This is a genomic window from Curvibacter sp. GW821-FHT09D12, from assembly GCF_059416245.1.
In genome coordinates this window covers 64,484-78,513 of the sequence record NZ_JBWKOU010000002.1, presented here as the reverse complement: position 1 = coordinate 78,513, position 14,030 = coordinate 64,484, and the positions used below count along the sequence as shown (strand labels likewise).

Genomic DNA, 14,030 nt, shown 5'->3' with positions numbered 1-14,030 from the left:
GGGTGGGGCGGTTCAGGGCTGGTTCTGATCCCGTGCGGTCCAGGCGATCAAGGCCTCGATCACCGGGCGCAGGGCGTTGGCATTGGGGTGGTTTGCCATGGCCACCAAGGTGTAGCGCCGGCCGCTGGCGCCATGCACCACACCGGCCACGGCGGTGACGTCGCGCAGGCTGCCGGTCTTCAGGTGGGCCGCGCCCTGCACGGCAGCGTTGTCCTTGCCCATGCGACGCAGCGTGCCGTCCACACCGCTGAGCGGCAGGGATGACAGCAGCTCGGGCATGGTGCCGCCGGCCCAGGTCGCCTGCAGCAGCCGCGTCAGGGCCTGGGCACTCACGCGGGTGTCCCGGCTCAGGCCTGAGCCGTTGTCCAGGCTGGGCAGATCGGCTTCACCGAAGCGCCGCCGCCACCACTGGCCGAGCACCTCGCGCGAGCCTGATGGGGTGCCCACCCCTTTTTGCTGCAGGCTCAGCGTCAGGAACAGCTGCTGCGCCATCACGTTGTTGCTGTACTTGTTGATGTCTCGGATCACTTCAGCGAGAGGGGGTGAGCCCAGGCTGAAGATGGGTTGCAGGCCGGCCGGCACCAGCCCGTCGCGCACCTGGCCCCCCAGGCGGCCCCCCATGTCCTTCCACAGGCCTTCCAGGGCACGGGCGTTGTAGCTGGCGGGTTCGGCATAGGCCAGGGGCCAGCTGCGTTCGCCGCAACTGGCCGGGTAACCGCCGACAAAGCTCAGGCGGTTCGGGTCGGCCAGCTGGGCCTTGAGCTGGCTGCGCCAGTCACCGCATTCGCCAGCCAGCAGCGGCACGGTGGGGCTGAATTGCACACCGGCCAACGGCGGGTCCAGCTGCACCCGGGCCAGGCCCGCAGCCGGGTCGGGCACCCAGGTCAGCACCAGCGAGCGGAAGTTGATCAGCAGCGCGTCGGCGGCTGCGTTGTAGGGTTTCAGCGGTTCGCCATCAAAGTCGGCCGGGTTGGCTGCGGGCAGCTCGAAAGCGCTGTGGTCCAGCACGATGTCGCCATTGATCTGGCGGATGCCCAGGCCCTGCACCCGCCGCAGCAGCAGCCACAGGCGCTCCAGCACCAGCTTGGGGTCGCCCTGGCCCTTGATGATCAGGTTGCCTTGCAGCGTGCCCTCTCGCACCGTGCCGTCGAGGTACACCGGGGTTTGCCAGCTGAAGGCGGGCCCCAGCAGCTCCAGGGCCGCCTCGGTCGTGATCAGCTTGGTCACCGAGGCGGGGTTCATGGGCGTGCCCGGGTTCAGCGCCAGGCGGGGCGGGCGCTGCCCCTGCACCTCGCTGACCAGCAGGGCCACCGAATCGCGTGGCAGGCGCGAGCGCTGCAGCGCGGCCTCGATCTCGGGGGGCAGGGGGGGCGCGGCAAAGGCCGCCAGCGCGGTGACCAGCAGCAGGCCTCCGGTCAGCAGGGTGCGCCCTGCGCCGATGACATGGCGGAGGTGTTGGAGGGTGCTGGATTCAGCGGCGCGCAAAGGTTCGCATTGCTTCATAAAACTGGTCGGATCCATCGCGGGGATTGTCGGGGCTGAGTGCCATGGCGTTCACGCCATGTTCGCTGGTGTCGCTCAGGCGTTTGGGCATGACCGCGAGGTAGTAGGGGCTGACAAAGCGGGCGCCCGCGCGTTGGTGTGCCTGAAGGGCTTCGAGATGGGCGCCCGGGCGTTTCCATTGCTGAGGGTTGAACTCTGGCACGCCATAGTCGTGGATCCGGTTTTGTTTCAGAAAGCGCTGCAGCCACGCATTGTTCACAGCCCCGCCGTAGAGGTTGATCCCGGTCTTCCAGGGCTGATCCGCCTGCCATGTGTCCTCCACGGCAAACAAGGCCGGGTTCCAGCTTGAGTTGACGGCGGGCGCGATCTGGTGGGAATACAGCTTGTCCGCAGGCAGGCCGGCTTGCCGAGCCACCTCGTGAAAGCGGGTCAGAAAGGCTTTCACCTGCCAGGCTCGGAAGGCATTCCATTCACGGGCCAGCGGGTTGTAGCGCAGCACTTGGGCCTCACCGGGCAGATCGAGCCAGGTCTTGACCTCGGGCAATGCCTCGGCTGGCAGCAGGCCCGCCAAACCCATGGGCAGTTGGGAGGATGCCGCGGGGCCACCTTGGCGGACGACCTTGAATCGGGCTTCTCCCAGCAGGTAACGCTTGCCTCGCACCTGGGCCACCACCTGGGCCCGATGGAGTCCATTGGCCAGAGCCCTGTAGTCGTAGCGCATGCGATAACCAACGTTCGGGTCAAGCACGGCTTCGACGGCGCGGTAGACGTCAACGCGGTTCAGGCCGCGCTCCAATGGCCCTGCTTGGCGACCGTCAACAAACAGATCAAGTGCTTGGACGCTCCGTTGTGGGTCCCACAACCAACCGGCCACCGTGACTTGACCATCGGCCCAGGCGTCGTAATGTCCGGCCAGTGCTGGTGCTTCGCCAGTCCGCCCTGACTGGCCTGGCGCTGGTACCTCATCCAGGCTGTTGAAACGCATGCCCAGGACTTGGTTCATTCTGGATAGACTGCCGTGTCGGTTCAGCAACCAGGTGCGGAACTGTCGCACTGAGGCTGGGCTGTAGTCGGTCACCCGGGCGTCTGCAAATCAGCCCATGCCGTTTTCGAAGTCGGGGAACATCTGGTGCAGTTCGCCGGCCAGAGTGATGGCCACCATGCGCCCTCGCACTTCCTGAGGCAATGCCTGGATTTTTCGGGCGACATGGCGCAGCGCTTCAAACCGGTAGCGGTTGACGAGGATGTGTTCATCCGTCAACAGTGTGTAAGGAGCGATGCGATAACCGAAGTATCCCGAAAGCGGGGTTTTGCCGTCGCTGAGCTGCATCAGACTGGCTGGGTCTTTCAGAAGTTCATCGGTCAGCGGGCCCTGGGTATCGAAATGGTCAGCGGCCAGGTACAACACAAACGGCCTGGGGACTCGTGAAACCACCCGCAGGAATGCGTCCACGCGTCGGTCGTCGATCGCCCAAGCCTGGCCTTGGCGACGGTAGAGCGACAACAGTTGAAGATTGGCCAGAAACCCCACCTGCACCTGACCGGCGGGGCCGCCGGGCTCCAGGGCCTTCAGGGCCTGTGTGATGGCCGGCGAGGCATCCAGCTGGTGTGCAATGCACCAATCATTCAGGGCTGCGTAGCTGCGAATTTCGGCACGGGCTGCGCCCTCCTCACAGGCGTAAAGTCCCTCGATGGTGGGCACCAGATACAAGGGGCTGAGGCGGCTTTTGTCGTTTTGAGCCAATGGGTGGCCCACGAGGCCCCAAAGCAGCATGCTCAGCCAGCAGGCGCGCATCAAAATGGATCGGTGCAGTGGGGTCGTCGGGTCGGGCATGGTGGTGGCTGCTTGCAAGGGCCGGCCAAGTGTCGCATGCCTCCCCCAGCCTGCCGCCAGCCTTGGTGCGGCGTGGCCAGTCGCATTTCGGGATAATCCTCCCATGCGTTTTTCTCCCCGTGCGGTGGGCCTGGCGTCCGCCGTCGTCACGGTCCTGATCTGGACCGCCTTCATCGTGATCGCCCGAGCCTCGGCCCAGCGCACCCTCAGCCCCTTTGACATTGCCTTTTTGCGCATCGTCGGGGCTTCGTCCGTGCTGATGCCCTGGGCGCTGTGGCGCGCGCGCCGCGAGCGGCGCAGCCCGGCGGGCTTCAGTGGTTCGCTGGGCGGGTTGTCGCCACTGCCCTTGCGGCCCACGCTGGTGCTGGGCCTGTTCGGTGGCCTGGCCTATGCCGTGCTGGCCTACAGCGGGTTCTTTTTTGCCCCGGCCGCCCACGGCTCGGTCCTGATGCCCGGCAGCCTGCCGTTGTGGGCTTCGCTGCTCAGCATCTGGCTGCTGGGCGATCGTTTGCCGGCGGTGCGGGTGTTCGGCCTGGGCCTGATCCTGCTGGGCGACCTGTTGGTGGGGGGCGCCAGCCTGTTGGGCGCCTTGTCGGGCCAGGGCACGGTCTGGAAGGGCGATCTGCTGTTCATGGCGGCCAGCAGCTGCTGGGCCACCTACAGCGTGCTGGTGCGCCGCACCGGGGCCGATGCGGTGCGGGCCACGATGGCCGTCACCGCGCTGGCGCTGCTGAGCTTTGTGCCTGCCTTTCTGTTGCTGACGCAGTCGGGCCTGCTGCCCAGTCGCCTGGGGGCAGCGCCCTGGGGGGAAATCGTCTTTCAACTGCTGTTCCAGGGACTGGGCTCGGTGGTGATTTCGGGCATCACCTTCACGCGCATGATCCAATACTTCGGCCCGGTGCGATCGACCATGATCACGGCGCTGGTGCCGGGCCTGTCGGCGTTGGGCGCTGTCTGGCTGCTGGGCGAGCCCATGCACTGGAACCTGATGCTCGGCCTGGCCCTGGTCACGGCAGGCATTGCGGCGGGGGTTCTGCCCTCGCGTCCGGCCGTGCTGTTTTCTCTTTTTTCCAAGCCGGCCAAAAGCCTGCATTGATGGCGGTCCCTGAATATGAATTTTCTTGCTTTTGACACCAGCACCGAACGCCTCTCGCTGGCTGTGGGGCGGGGCGGGGCCGTGTGGCAGCAAGAGGGCGCCGGCGGCGCCCAGTCTTCGGCCACCTTGATCCCGGCCTTGCTGGCGCTGCTGGCCCAGGCCGGCCTCACGCTGCATCAACTCGATGCCATCGTGTTCGGCAGCGGCCCGGGCTCGTTCACCGGCCTGCGCACCGCCTGCTCGGTGGCTCAGGGGCTGGCCTTTGGGGCTGGCCTGCCGGTGCTGCCTGTCAGCACGCTGTTGGCCGTGGCCGAAGAGGCGCGCCACCAGCACGGCTGCACCCGGGTGGTGGCCGCTTTGGACGCTCGCATGAACGAGGTCTACAGCGCGCCTTGCGAATGGCTGGACGGCCAGTGGCAGGTGCCCGCCGATTTCTCCCTGGGCGCGCCCGAAAGCGTGGTGGTGCCCCCGGACTGGACCTTGGCCGGCAGCGCCGCCGCGGCCTATCCTGGGCGGCTGGCTGGCGCCCCGGGCCTGGCGCTGTTGCCCACCGCCACCGCCTTGCTGCGCCTGGCACCGGCGCTGTGGCAGGCGGGTCGGGCGGTGCCCGCCGAACAGGCCCTGCCCTTGTACATCCGCGACAAGGTGGCCCAGACCACCGCCGAACGTGAGGCCGACAAGGCGGCCCGCCAGTCGCAATCCTGAGGTGCACCATGTCCGTGAGCGAAGCCCGATTCGAGACCATGACCGAGGCCTGGATGGACGCCGTGCTGGCCATCGAGCAACAGGCCTACACCCACCCCTGGAGCCGGGGCAATTTTCTGGATTCGATCCGCTCGGGCTACCAGGCCCAGGTGCTGGTCGGCGAGGACCGCCTGATCGGCTACTTTGTGGCCATGAAAGGTGTGGATGAGGTGCACCTGCTCAACATCACCGTGGCCCCGGCATTTCAGCGTCAGGGTTGGTCGCGGGTGATGCTCGATGCCCTGGCCACCTGGTCGCGCGGGCAGGGCGCCCAGTGGCTGTGGCTGGAGGTGCGGGTGTCCAATGCCCGGGCCTACTCGGTGTACCTGGCCCATGGCTACCAGCGGGTGGGCGTGCGCAAGGCCTACTATCCAGCCTTTGAAGGGCGTGAAGACGCGATTGTGATGAGCCTGAAACTATGAGCCTGAACCTCGACCCGCGCCAGCGCGCCATGCTGGACGAGATGCACATCCCCTTCTGGTGGCCCGAGGCCCCGGTAGAGGGGGCGTCGGGGGTGGGGGCGCCGTCCCAGGCTGTCGTCCTGGCCCCGGCTCAGACCCCGGTTCAGCCCCCGATTCCGCCCTCGGTCCGGGCGGCTGCGGTGATGCCCCAGCAGAGCAGTGCGCCTGCCGCCGCCCCGGCCGTCCCTGTCGCCCCGGCCCGCCCTGCGAGCCCTGCCACCTCCCAGGCGCCAGTGGCCCGCCCCGCCGCCCCTGCCCCGGGGCGCGTGCTGGCCGGCGCCGCCAGCGCCTGGCGCCTGCTGCCTGCACAGGCCCTGTATGCCAGCCCGGCCACCCCGGGCGGCTGGCTGGTGGTCACCGAGGCCATCTGGCCGGGCGACGACCCCCTGGCCGAAGACGGGGGGCCGGCCGCCCGCCTGCTCGACAACATGCTGCGCGCCATGGGCTTGCACAAGACGCCCCAGGTGTGGGCGGCCGGCCTGGCCCGGCGGGCTGCCGACGAGGGCGCCGAACCCCTGGCCTGGGCCGACCTGCTGCAGGCCCGGCAGCCGCATCGGGTGCTGTTGATGGGCCGCACCGCGGCGCGTGAAGCCCTGGGCACCGATGAGCCGCTGGGTCGGTTGCGCGGGCGCGTGCACGATCTGCACGGGGTGCCGGCGGTGGTCACCTACGATGCGCCCTACCTGCTGCGGGCCCAGGCCGACAAGGCGCGGGCCTGGGCCGATCTGTGTCTGGCCCTGGGTTGAACGCCCCCTGCTGGCACCTTTTGCCAGGCCCAACCTGTCCGTTGATCGCGCTGCGCGCGGGCACCTCTTTAAAATGGCGCTCATGACCTTCCTCGACATGCTCCGCAACGCCGAGCAACAAAACGGCTCCATGCTCTGCGTGGGCCTGGACCCTGAGCCCGCCCGCTTCCCGGCCCAGCTCAAGGGTGATGCCAACAAGATCTACGACTTCTGCGCCCGCATCGTCGATGCCACGGCCGATCTGTCGATCGCCTTCAAGCCTCAGATCGCCTACTTTGCCGCGCACCGGGCCGAGGGCCAGCTGGAGCGCCTGATGGAGCACATGCGCCGAGTCGCGCCCCACGTGCCCATCATCCTGGACGCCAAGCGCGGCGACATCGGCTCGACCGCCGAGCAGTACGCCAAAGAAGCCTTCGACCGCTACGGCGCCGATGCGGTCACGCTGTCGCCGTTCATGGGCTTTGATTCGGTGCAACCCTATCTCAAGTACGAAGGCAAGGGCGCCTTCCTGCTGTGCCGCACCTCCAACCCAGGCGGCGACGATCTGCAGAACCAGCGCTTGGCTTCGGTCGAAGGCCAGCCCCTGCTGTACGAACATGTGGCACGCCTGGCCCAGGGCCCCTGGAACCTGAATGGGCAGCTGGGCCTGGTGGTGGGCGCCACCTACCCCGCCGAGATCGAACGCGTGCGGGCCCTGGCGCCCACGCTGCCGCTGTTGATCCCGGGCGTGGGGGCCCAGGGGGGCGACGCGGTGGCCACGGTGCGAGCCGGCTGGAAACCCGGTGCCCCCATCGTCGTCAACTCGTCGCGCGCCATCCTTTACGCCTCGTCGGGTGACGATTTTCAGGAGGCGGCCCGTCGCGAGGCCCTGCGCACTCGCGACCTGTTGCAAGCCGCCCGCGGCTGAGCCCCGGCCCGGCGCCCTTCCCCCATCCGGCATCATCGCCATGCAGGTCAAGTGGCTCGAAGACCTGGTGGTGCTGGCGCAGACGCGCAGCTTCACCCGCGCCGCCGAACTGCGCCATGTCACCCATCCGGCCTTTGGGCGCCGCATCCGGGCCCTGGAGGAATGGGCCGGCACCCCGCTGGTGCAGCGCGGCCCCGGCCCAGTGACGCTCACGGCCGCCGGCGACAGCCTGCTGCAGGACGCACGCCACCTGTTGCAGGGCCTGGGTCAGGCCCATGACGCCCTGCGGGGTGCGGCCGGGCGCGAACAGCAGACCCTGAGCCTGGCCACCGGCCGCACCCTGGCACGCACCCTGGTGGCTGATTGGCTGTGCCAGTTGCAGCCCGAGCTGGGCCAGGCCGAGGTGCTGATCCGCACACGGGCCCTGGCCGACACCACCCGCCTGCTGGAGCGCGGCGAGGTGGATTTCATGCTCACCTACCACCACCCGCTGCTGGCCCTGCAGATCCCGGCACGGCAATACAGCCACCTGACCCTGGCCCGCGACGAACTGGTGCCGGTCAGCCAATGCGATGCCGGTGGGACACCGCTGCATGCCTTCGCACCCGGGGCGGCCGCCGCCTACCTGGCCTATGCCGACAGCCTGGCCCTGGGCCGTCTGGTGCAGGACCACCTGGCGCATCACCCCCAGGCCCCGGCCCTGCGCCGGGTCATTGAGTGCGACTCGGCCGATGCCTTGCTGGAGTACGCGCTCAAGGGCCTGGGCGTGGCCTGGCTCCCGGTCTCTCTGGCGGCCGGGGCGCTGCACGAAGGCCGTCTGTGCCGGGTGGGTGATCCGCGCCTGGCCGTCCGCTTCGAGGTGCGGCTCTACCGCCCCAAGCGGCGTCTGTCGGCCCTGGCCGAGCAGGTCTGGCATCGCAGCGAGAGCCTGCTCTGAGGCCGGATGCTGAAAATGGCACCACCCGGTGCTGTTTTGGCACCAAGCCTGGGTCTGTAGGCCGGACAATCGGCTGGCTGCAGGCGATCGGGGGGTTGTGCCCGATGGCTGCAGCTCTGATCACTGCCCCTTTTCTGCCACGTTTTGTCTTGTCCGGAGCCTGTCATGAACACTCAACCTCCCTTGTCTCAGCGCCGTCGTGCGCTCTGGCCACTGCTGGGCGCTCTGAGCGTCCTGCCGCTGCTGGCCCAGGCCGAGGGCTATCCTGACAAGCCTGTCACGCTGGTCGTGGGCTACCCGGCGGGTGGCAGCACCGATCTGATGGCCCGCACCATCGGCCCTGAGCTGTCGCGCCGCCTGGGCACCCCGGTGGTGATCGAAAACCTGGGTGGCGCCGGGGGCGCCATTGGCGCCCAGAAGGTGGCGAGCGCGCCGGCCGATGGCTACACCCTGCTGGTGGGGGCCAACAACGAGATCGCCATCAAACGCCTGGTGGCCCCGGCCTCGGTCAAGTACGAGCTGCGCGACTTCACCCCCCTGGGCTTGATCGCTTCGCAGCCCATGGTGCTGGTGGCCTCGCCGCGCACCGGCGTCAAGACCGTGGCCGACTTCATGAAGCAGGTCAAGGCCAACCCGGGCAAGTTCACCTACGGCAGCTCGGGTGTGGGCACGGCGCTGCACCTGGCTGGCGAGATGATCAAGGACCAGGGCGGGCTGTTCATGACCCACATCCCCTACCGCGGCGTGGCTCCGTTGACCACCGACTTGCTGGGTAGCAATGTGGATTACGGTGTGTTCGTGCTGTCCAGCGGCCTGCCCCTGATCAAGAGCGGCAAGCTGGTGGCCCTGGGGACCACCGAGCGCAAGCGCTCGCCCGCCACCCCCGATGTGCCTGCCGTGGCCGAGACGCCGGCCCTGAAGAACATCGACATCAGCTCCTGGTTTGCCTTGCTGGGGCCGGCCCGCCTGCCCGAGCCGGTGACGGCCCGCCTGAAGAAGGCGCTGGCCGAGACGCTGCAGGCCCCCGACGTGCGCAAGAAGCTCGAAGAGACGGGCTCCACCGTGGCCAACCCGCAGCTCGACCTGGCCCGCTTCATGGTCGAAGAAAGCGCCAAGTACAAGCACATTGTTGAATTTGCCCGCATCGAGGAGTGACCCCGTGACCGCATCCCCTGAATTTGCGCTGCCCTGTCCCGATCTGGGCCCCTGGCGCGCTGGCAACACCGGTGTCGAAGGTGTGTGGCAGTTCGACGGCGCCGAGCCCGGGCGCCACGTGATGATCAGTGCCCTGGTGCACGGCAACGAGCTGTGCGGTGCCTGGGCTTTGCTGGGCCTGCTGCAGGCGGGGCTGCGGCCCCAGCGCGGTCGGCTCACCCTGGCCTTCTGCAATCTGGCCGCGTTCGACCGTTTCGACCCCTTGAACCATGACGCCTCGCGCTTTGTCGACGAAGACCTGAACCGTCAATGGGTGGTCGAACGCATCGAAGCCGGTGGCAGCCAGGAGCGCCGGCGCGCGGCCCAGTTGCGCCCCTTCGTCGAGCAGGCCGACTGGCTGCTGGACCTGCACTCCATGCACGAGCGGGGTCAACCCCTGCTGCTGACCGGTGTGCAGCCGCACAATCGGGTGCTGGCCCGGGCCCTGGGCGCGCCCGAGCACATCGTGGTCGACGCCGGGCACAAGGATGGCGTGCGCATGCGCGACTTCGGCCGCTTCGGCCGGATTGACGAGCTGGCCGACAACGGAACCCATTCGCTGCTCATCGAGTGTGGCTTCCATGGCGATCTGTCCAGCCGCAGCGTGGCCCAGGACGCCTGCCTGCGCTTTCTGCGTGAGGCCGGGGCGGTCGACGAGGCGGTGCTGCTGGCGGCCCTGCCGGGCTGGTTGCAGGCGCCTGCGCCGCGCCAATGGGCCCTGGAAGTCACGGGCCCGGTGGTGGCCCGCAGCCCGGCTTTCCGCTTTGTCGAACCCTTCCAGGGCCTGGAGGTGATCGAGCAAGCCGGCACCGTGATCGGCTGGAACGACGGCGAGCCCGTCACCACACCCTACGACGATTGCGTGCTGGTGATGCCCTCGGTGCGCCAGGCCCGCGCCGGCGTCACCGTGGTGCGCTTCGCGCGCCGCAGCCCCTTGTGAGGCGGTGAATCAGCGCAAGCGGCGGTGTTGCAGCAGACGATCGCCGCCCAGCACACAGGCCAAGGCCAGTACCACCAGCGTGATGCCGCCCCATTGCCAGGGCGTGATGCCCTCTCCCAGCAGCAGCATGCCGGCGCTCAGCCCTACCACCGGCACGCCCAGGCTGAAGGGGGCGACGCGGTTCGCCGGGTGGCGTTGCAGCAAGCGCGTCCACAGCGCATAGCCCAGCACGCTGGCCATCCAGGCCAGGTAGGCCACGGCCGCCCAGGCCAGCAGCGGCGCCTGCAGCCAGTGCCAGCGCAGCTCGGGCGGATCCTGCCACCAGGACAAGGCGGCAAAAGGCAGCACCGGCACCAGGCAACTCCACACCACAAAGCCCAGCGGCTCCATGTCGGGGCTGTGTTCGCGCGCCTTGCGGATCACGATGTTGGAGCTGGCCCACATGGCGGCGGCACACAGGTTGAGCACAAAGCCCCAGAAGGTGGTGGCCCCGGCAGCGGCGCCCGGTGCCAGGTAGTTGAGCGCAAAGCACAGCAGACCGGCACAGGCCAGCAACAAGCCGATTTGCAGCGCCCGCCCGGCGCGCTCGCCCAGCAGCACAAAGCCCAGCACGGCGGTGATGAAGACCTGGGTCTGCAGCAGCACCGAGGCCAGGCCCGCGCTCATGCCGACCTGCATGGCACAGAACAGAAAACCGAACTGGCCCACGCCCTGGGTCAGACCATAGAGCAGCAGCCAGCGCCAGGCCACACGCGGGCGGCGCACCAGCAGCACCAGCGGAAAGGCGGCCACGAGGTAGCGCGCCGCCCCAAGCTGGAAGGGCGTGAAATCTCGCAGCCCCACCTTCATGGCCACGAAGTTGAGCCCCCACACCACCACCACGCACAGTGCGGCGAGCAGGTCGGTGCGGCTCAGGCCAGGGGCGGTGGGCGGGGCGGGTGCTGCCGTCAATGCGGGGCCTGAGGGTTGGCCTTGGCGGCCTCGATGTGGGCCTTGGCCCGTTGCGCCAGGGCGATGTCGCCCGGGGTTTCGGGCGAGAAGGTGTCCACCGGGATGGTGTGGCCATGCGAGTCGAGGGCCACGAACACGATCAGGCATTCGGTGGTCTTGGCCATCTGGCCGCTTTTCATGTCACCGCTGCGCACCTCGACCGAGATGTTCATGCTGGTGGTGCCGGTGTAGGCCAGGCGGGCTTCGACTTCGACCAGGTCGCCGATCATGATCGGACGGTGGAAGCGGATGCCGCCCACGAAGACCGTCACGCAGTAGCGCTTGGACCAACTCGTGGCGCAGGCATAGCCGGCCTCGTCGATCCATTTCATCACGGTGCCTCCGTGCACCTTGCCGCCGAAATTGACGGTGCTGGGTTCGGCGAGAAAGCGCAGGACGATGGAATGCATGGTGGGGTAGTAAGTCGACAGAAAGTCGCATTATTCCCGACCGGCGGTTGTCTTGCTGGGCGCTTGTGGTGAGGCGCACCACAGCCAGACCCGCTGGTCGGTTAGCGGTGTGAAAAGCCAGGGGTGCCGTCAAGAATCATCCGGCGTTCCTTTGAAGAAGGCCGTTGGTCTTGATTTTGAGGGCTGCGTGTGCGCTGTCTCGCTGTTGGCACTTTGGACAAGCGTGCGGTCTTTGTTGATCTGACCTGGAGCCCGCATGGCCATTGCCCTGAGTGAACTGCCACCGCTGACCGACTTCGAGCACCTGTTGCCACCCGACATCCCGTTGTTGTGCCTGCAGGGGGCTGCTCTGGTGGGTCTGCTGGCCGCCGTGCTGCTGGTTTGCCGGCGCCACGGGTTGCCGATACGCCAGCGCAGCCTGGCCCTTGGTTTGGCCGTGGGGGGCGCGGGCTATGTGATTGGTGCGCTGGTGGCCAACTACGGCGAGGGCGAGGTGCGCCCCACCCTGGTGATCGATTTTCTGTACCTGGGGGCCTACCTGGGTGGCTGGCGCGGCGGCTTGCTGAGCTTTGCCCTGGTGGAACTGGCCCGCTGGCAGTACGGCGGCATTCTGCACCTGGGGGCTGCCGTGGCCGATGGCTTGGTTCATGTGATGAGTGGCTGGATGCTGCGCCTGCTGATTGATCCGCGGGCCTTGCCGACCCTGCATGCCAGCACGGTGCTGGGGGTGTGGGTCGGGCGCCTGCTGTCGACCGCCGTGGGGGCCTGGTTGGGGACGGTGTTGTCCGACACGCCCTGGGAGACCCTGACGCAGCTGTTGCAGGCCCGAGCCACCATGATGCCCATCTCGTTGCTGGTCATCTACTGCACCTTGCTGCTGCTGGCCACCGATGCCCAGATCGATGCGCAGCAGGCCCGTGAGCACGCGCTGCTGCGGCACGACCCGGTCAGCGGCCTGCCCAACCGGCGCGCCCTGAGTGAACGCGTGCAGGCGCATTGGCACCGTGACGACCCCCGTGCGGCCTGCCTGGTGGTGTTGGAGCTGGGCAACCTGAGCGATTTTCTGTCTCGCCATGGTCAGGAGCGGGCCTGGCGGCTGTGGCAAAGCGGCGGGCTGGAACAGGGGGGGACCTTGCTGCGTGAGGTGCTGGTGGCCTTGCGGGCCTATCGGCCCACGCCATTTCAATACAGTGACTTCTCGCTGGCGCTGTTTCTGGAAGGCGTGGCCCTGTCAGATCTGGAGGACCGCAGTGAGCTGGAGCCCGCCTTGCGCCGCTGCGAGGCAGGCATCAGTCAGGCCTGGCCGGGTTACCGGGCGGCGGTCCGGTGTGCGGTGGTGGACCTGGGGCCGGTGAACGACACCCCGACGCCCCACCTGCCTTATCGCGAGATCACCCTGGCCTTGAATTCGCTGCCGCGCGGGGTGGCGTATTTCAACGGTTTGATGCAGCAGGACCAGGCCCTGGATGCCTTCATTGAAAGTCAGATGAACCGGTGGGCGGACCCGGGCACGGTGCCGATCTGGTTGCAGCCCAAGCTGCATCTGGCCACCGGGCAGGTGGAGGGGGCCGAGGCCTTGCTGCGGCTGAGCGATGCTGCAGGCCGGGCCGTTTCGCCGATGCGGGTGATTGCGGTGGCGCGCCGTGATGGCCGGCTGGCCGAGGTCGAATGGGCCACCTTGGCGGCCACCGTGCACCTGTTGCAACAACAGGCGAGCCGCCTGCCCGGCGTGTCGATGGCGGTCAATGTGTCGGCCGAGTCCTTGTGCCTGTCTGGGTTTGCGCAGCGGGTGCAGGCCTTGCTGGTGCAGTGCCAGGTGCTGCCCGGCCTGTTGCGCCTGGAGCTGGTGGAGTGGTCTGACCTGGTGGACGACCCGCGGGTGCAGGCCAATCTGGCCTTGTTGACCGCCCTGGGGGTGCCCTTGTCGATCGACGATTTTGGCACCGGCTATTCCAATCTGCTGCTGCTGACCCGCTTTTCGTTTTCCGAGGTCAAGATCGATCGCAGCCTGGTGACCTCGCTGAGCGAGCTGAAGTCGTTGGTGGTGGTGGAGCACATCGTCGAGCTGGCTCACCGCTGCGGGGCGGTGGTGGTGGCCGAGGGGGTGGAGACGACCGCCGTGGCCACCCAGGTGCGTGATCTGGGTGTGGACGTGGGGCAGGGCTATCTGTTCGCGCGCGCCTTGCCGCCCGAGGAGTTTGTGGCCTATTGCCGCCGGCCCAGGCTGGTGTTGCCGGTCTGAGCGACGGATTGAGCGACGGATCGAGC

At 68.0% G+C, this 14,030-nt stretch carries 14 protein-coding genes; 9 read left to right on the top strand and 5 right to left on the bottom strand.

Features of this window, described 5'->3' with window-relative positions; translation table 11 throughout:
* Nucleotides 1-12: 12 nt before the first annotated feature.
* From dacB to AC07PT_RS02910, 3 genes are all read right to left on the bottom strand, one after another.
* Entirely contained in the window at nt 13-1,503 is a 1,491-nt protein-coding gene (dacB, locus tag AC07PT_RS02920; protein ID WP_494655722.1) for a D-alanyl-D-alanine carboxypeptidase/D-alanyl-D-alanine endopeptidase, read from the bottom strand.
* A complete protein-coding gene (locus AC07PT_RS02915) occupies nt 1,472-2,506 on the bottom strand; it encodes a hypothetical protein (protein WP_494655721.1) in 1,035 nt (344 codons plus the stop codon). Before AC07PT_RS02915 ends, dacB begins: the two co-directional genes overlap by 32 nt.
* Nucleotides 2,507-2,596: 90 nt before the next feature.
* Nucleotides 2,597-3,337, bottom strand: a complete 741-nt coding sequence (locus tag AC07PT_RS02910; RefSeq protein WP_494655720.1) for a hypothetical protein — start codon at nt 3,335-3,337, stop codon at nt 2,597-2,599.
* Nucleotides 3,338-3,440: 103 nt separating this feature from the next.
* Here AC07PT_RS02910 and AC07PT_RS02905 point away from each other — a divergent pair, with 103 nt between their 5' ends.
* The 8 genes from AC07PT_RS02905 to AC07PT_RS02870 all read left to right on the top strand — a co-directional run bounded on the left by AC07PT_RS02905 (nt 3,441) and on the right by AC07PT_RS02870 (nt 10,362).
* On the top strand, nt 3,441-4,433 hold the full coding sequence (locus AC07PT_RS02905) for a DMT family transporter (protein ID WP_494655719.1): 993 nt from the start codon (nt 3,441-3,443) through the stop codon (nt 4,431-4,433).
* Between the two features lie 15 nt (nt 4,434-4,448).
* Nucleotides 4,449-5,138, top strand: a complete 690-nt coding sequence (gene tsaB, locus AC07PT_RS02900) for a tRNA (adenosine(37)-N6)-threonylcarbamoyltransferase complex dimerization subunit type 1 TsaB (RefSeq protein ID WP_492349942.1) — start codon at nt 4,449-4,451, stop codon at nt 5,136-5,138.
* A gap of 8 nt (nt 5,139-5,146) precedes the next feature.
* Nucleotides 5,147-5,599: a ribosomal protein S18-alanine N-acetyltransferase gene (gene rimI, locus AC07PT_RS02895; protein ID WP_492349943.1), complete on the top strand. Its 453-nt coding sequence runs from the start codon at nt 5,147-5,149 to the stop codon at nt 5,597-5,599.
* Complete coding sequence (locus tag AC07PT_RS02890; RefSeq protein WP_494655718.1) at nt 5,596-6,384, top strand: uracil-DNA glycosylase family protein; 789 nt, start codon at nt 5,596-5,598, stop codon at nt 6,382-6,384. The genes rimI and AC07PT_RS02890 overlap by 4 nt, the downstream gene beginning before the upstream one ends.
* 82 nt (nt 6,385-6,466) lie before the next feature.
* Entirely contained in the window at nt 6,467-7,291 is an 825-nt protein-coding gene (gene pyrF / locus AC07PT_RS02885) for an orotidine-5'-phosphate decarboxylase (protein WP_492349945.1), read from the top strand.
* 40 nt (nt 7,292-7,331) lie between these two features.
* Nucleotides 7,332-8,228, top strand: coding sequence for a LysR family transcriptional regulator (locus AC07PT_RS02880; RefSeq protein ID WP_494655717.1), 897 nt, complete (start codon nt 7,332-7,334; stop codon nt 8,226-8,228).
* A 165-nt stretch (nt 8,229-8,393) separates the two neighbouring features.
* On the top strand, nt 8,394-9,383 hold the full coding sequence (locus AC07PT_RS02875; RefSeq protein WP_492349947.1) for a Bug family tripartite tricarboxylate transporter substrate binding protein: 990 nt from the start codon (nt 8,394-8,396) through the stop codon (nt 9,381-9,383).
* Between the two features lie 4 nt (nt 9,384-9,387).
* The gene (locus AC07PT_RS02870; RefSeq protein WP_494655716.1) at nt 9,388-10,362 is read left to right on the top strand and encodes a M14 family metallopeptidase; all 975 of its coding nucleotides are present in this window, start codon (nt 9,388-9,390) and stop codon (nt 10,360-10,362) included.
* 9 nt (nt 10,363-10,371) lie between these two features.
* Here AC07PT_RS02870 and AC07PT_RS02865 read toward each other — a convergent pair whose 3' ends face one another.
* Nucleotides 10,372-11,313: an EamA family transporter gene (locus AC07PT_RS02865; RefSeq protein WP_494655715.1), complete on the bottom strand. Its 942-nt coding sequence runs from the start codon at nt 11,311-11,313 to the stop codon at nt 10,372-10,374.
* Nucleotides 11,310-11,762 (bottom strand): acyl-CoA thioesterase, encoded by a 453-nt coding sequence (locus AC07PT_RS02860; protein ID WP_027477279.1) that lies wholly within the window; start codon nt 11,760-11,762, stop codon nt 11,310-11,312. Before AC07PT_RS02860 ends, AC07PT_RS02865 begins: the two co-directional genes overlap by 4 nt.
* 256 nt (nt 11,763-12,018) lie before the next feature.
* Here AC07PT_RS02860 and AC07PT_RS02855 point away from each other — a divergent pair, with 256 nt between their 5' ends.
* Entirely contained in the window at nt 12,019-14,004 is a 1,986-nt protein-coding gene (locus AC07PT_RS02855) for an EAL domain-containing protein (protein ID WP_494655714.1), read from the top strand.
* Nucleotides 14,005-14,030 lie beyond the last annotated feature (26 nt).

Bases quoted from the DNA above. Each gene is read 5' to 3' on its own strand.
- AC07PT_RS02855 (WP_494655714.1), top strand. From the start codon at position 12,019: ATGGCCATTGCCCTGAGTGAACTGCCACCGCTGACCGACTTCGAGCAC.
- AC07PT_RS02910 (WP_494655720.1), bottom strand. From the start codon at position 3,337: ATGCCCGACCCGACGACCCCACTGCACCGATCCATTTTGATGCGCGCC.
- dacB (WP_494655722.1), bottom strand. From the start codon at position 1,503: ATGAAGCAATGCGAACCTTTGCGCGCCGCTGAATCCAGCACCCTCCAA.
- pyrF (WP_492349945.1), top strand. From the start codon at position 6,467: ATGACCTTCCTCGACATGCTCCGCAACGCCGAGCAACAAAACGGCTCC.
- rimI (WP_492349943.1), top strand. From the start codon at position 5,147: ATGTCCGTGAGCGAAGCCCGATTCGAGACCATGACCGAGGCCTGGATG.
- AC07PT_RS02890 (WP_494655718.1), top strand. From the start codon at position 5,596: ATGAGCCTGAACCTCGACCCGCGCCAGCGCGCCATGCTGGACGAGATG.
- AC07PT_RS02905 (WP_494655719.1), top strand. From the start codon at position 3,441: ATGCGTTTTTCTCCCCGTGCGGTGGGCCTGGCGTCCGCCGTCGTCACG.
- AC07PT_RS02875 (WP_492349947.1), top strand. From the start codon at position 8,394: ATGAACACTCAACCTCCCTTGTCTCAGCGCCGTCGTGCGCTCTGGCCA.
- AC07PT_RS02860 (WP_027477279.1), bottom strand. From the start codon at position 11,762: ATGCATTCCATCGTCCTGCGCTTTCTCGCCGAACCCAGCACCGTCAAT.
- tsaB (WP_492349942.1), top strand. From the start codon at position 4,449: ATGAATTTTCTTGCTTTTGACACCAGCACCGAACGCCTCTCGCTGGCT.
- AC07PT_RS02880 (WP_494655717.1), top strand. From the start codon at position 7,332: ATGCAGGTCAAGTGGCTCGAAGACCTGGTGGTGCTGGCGCAGACGCGC.
- AC07PT_RS02915 (WP_494655721.1), bottom strand. From the start codon at position 2,506: ATGAACCAAGTCCTGGGCATGCGTTTCAACAGCCTGGATGAGGTACCA.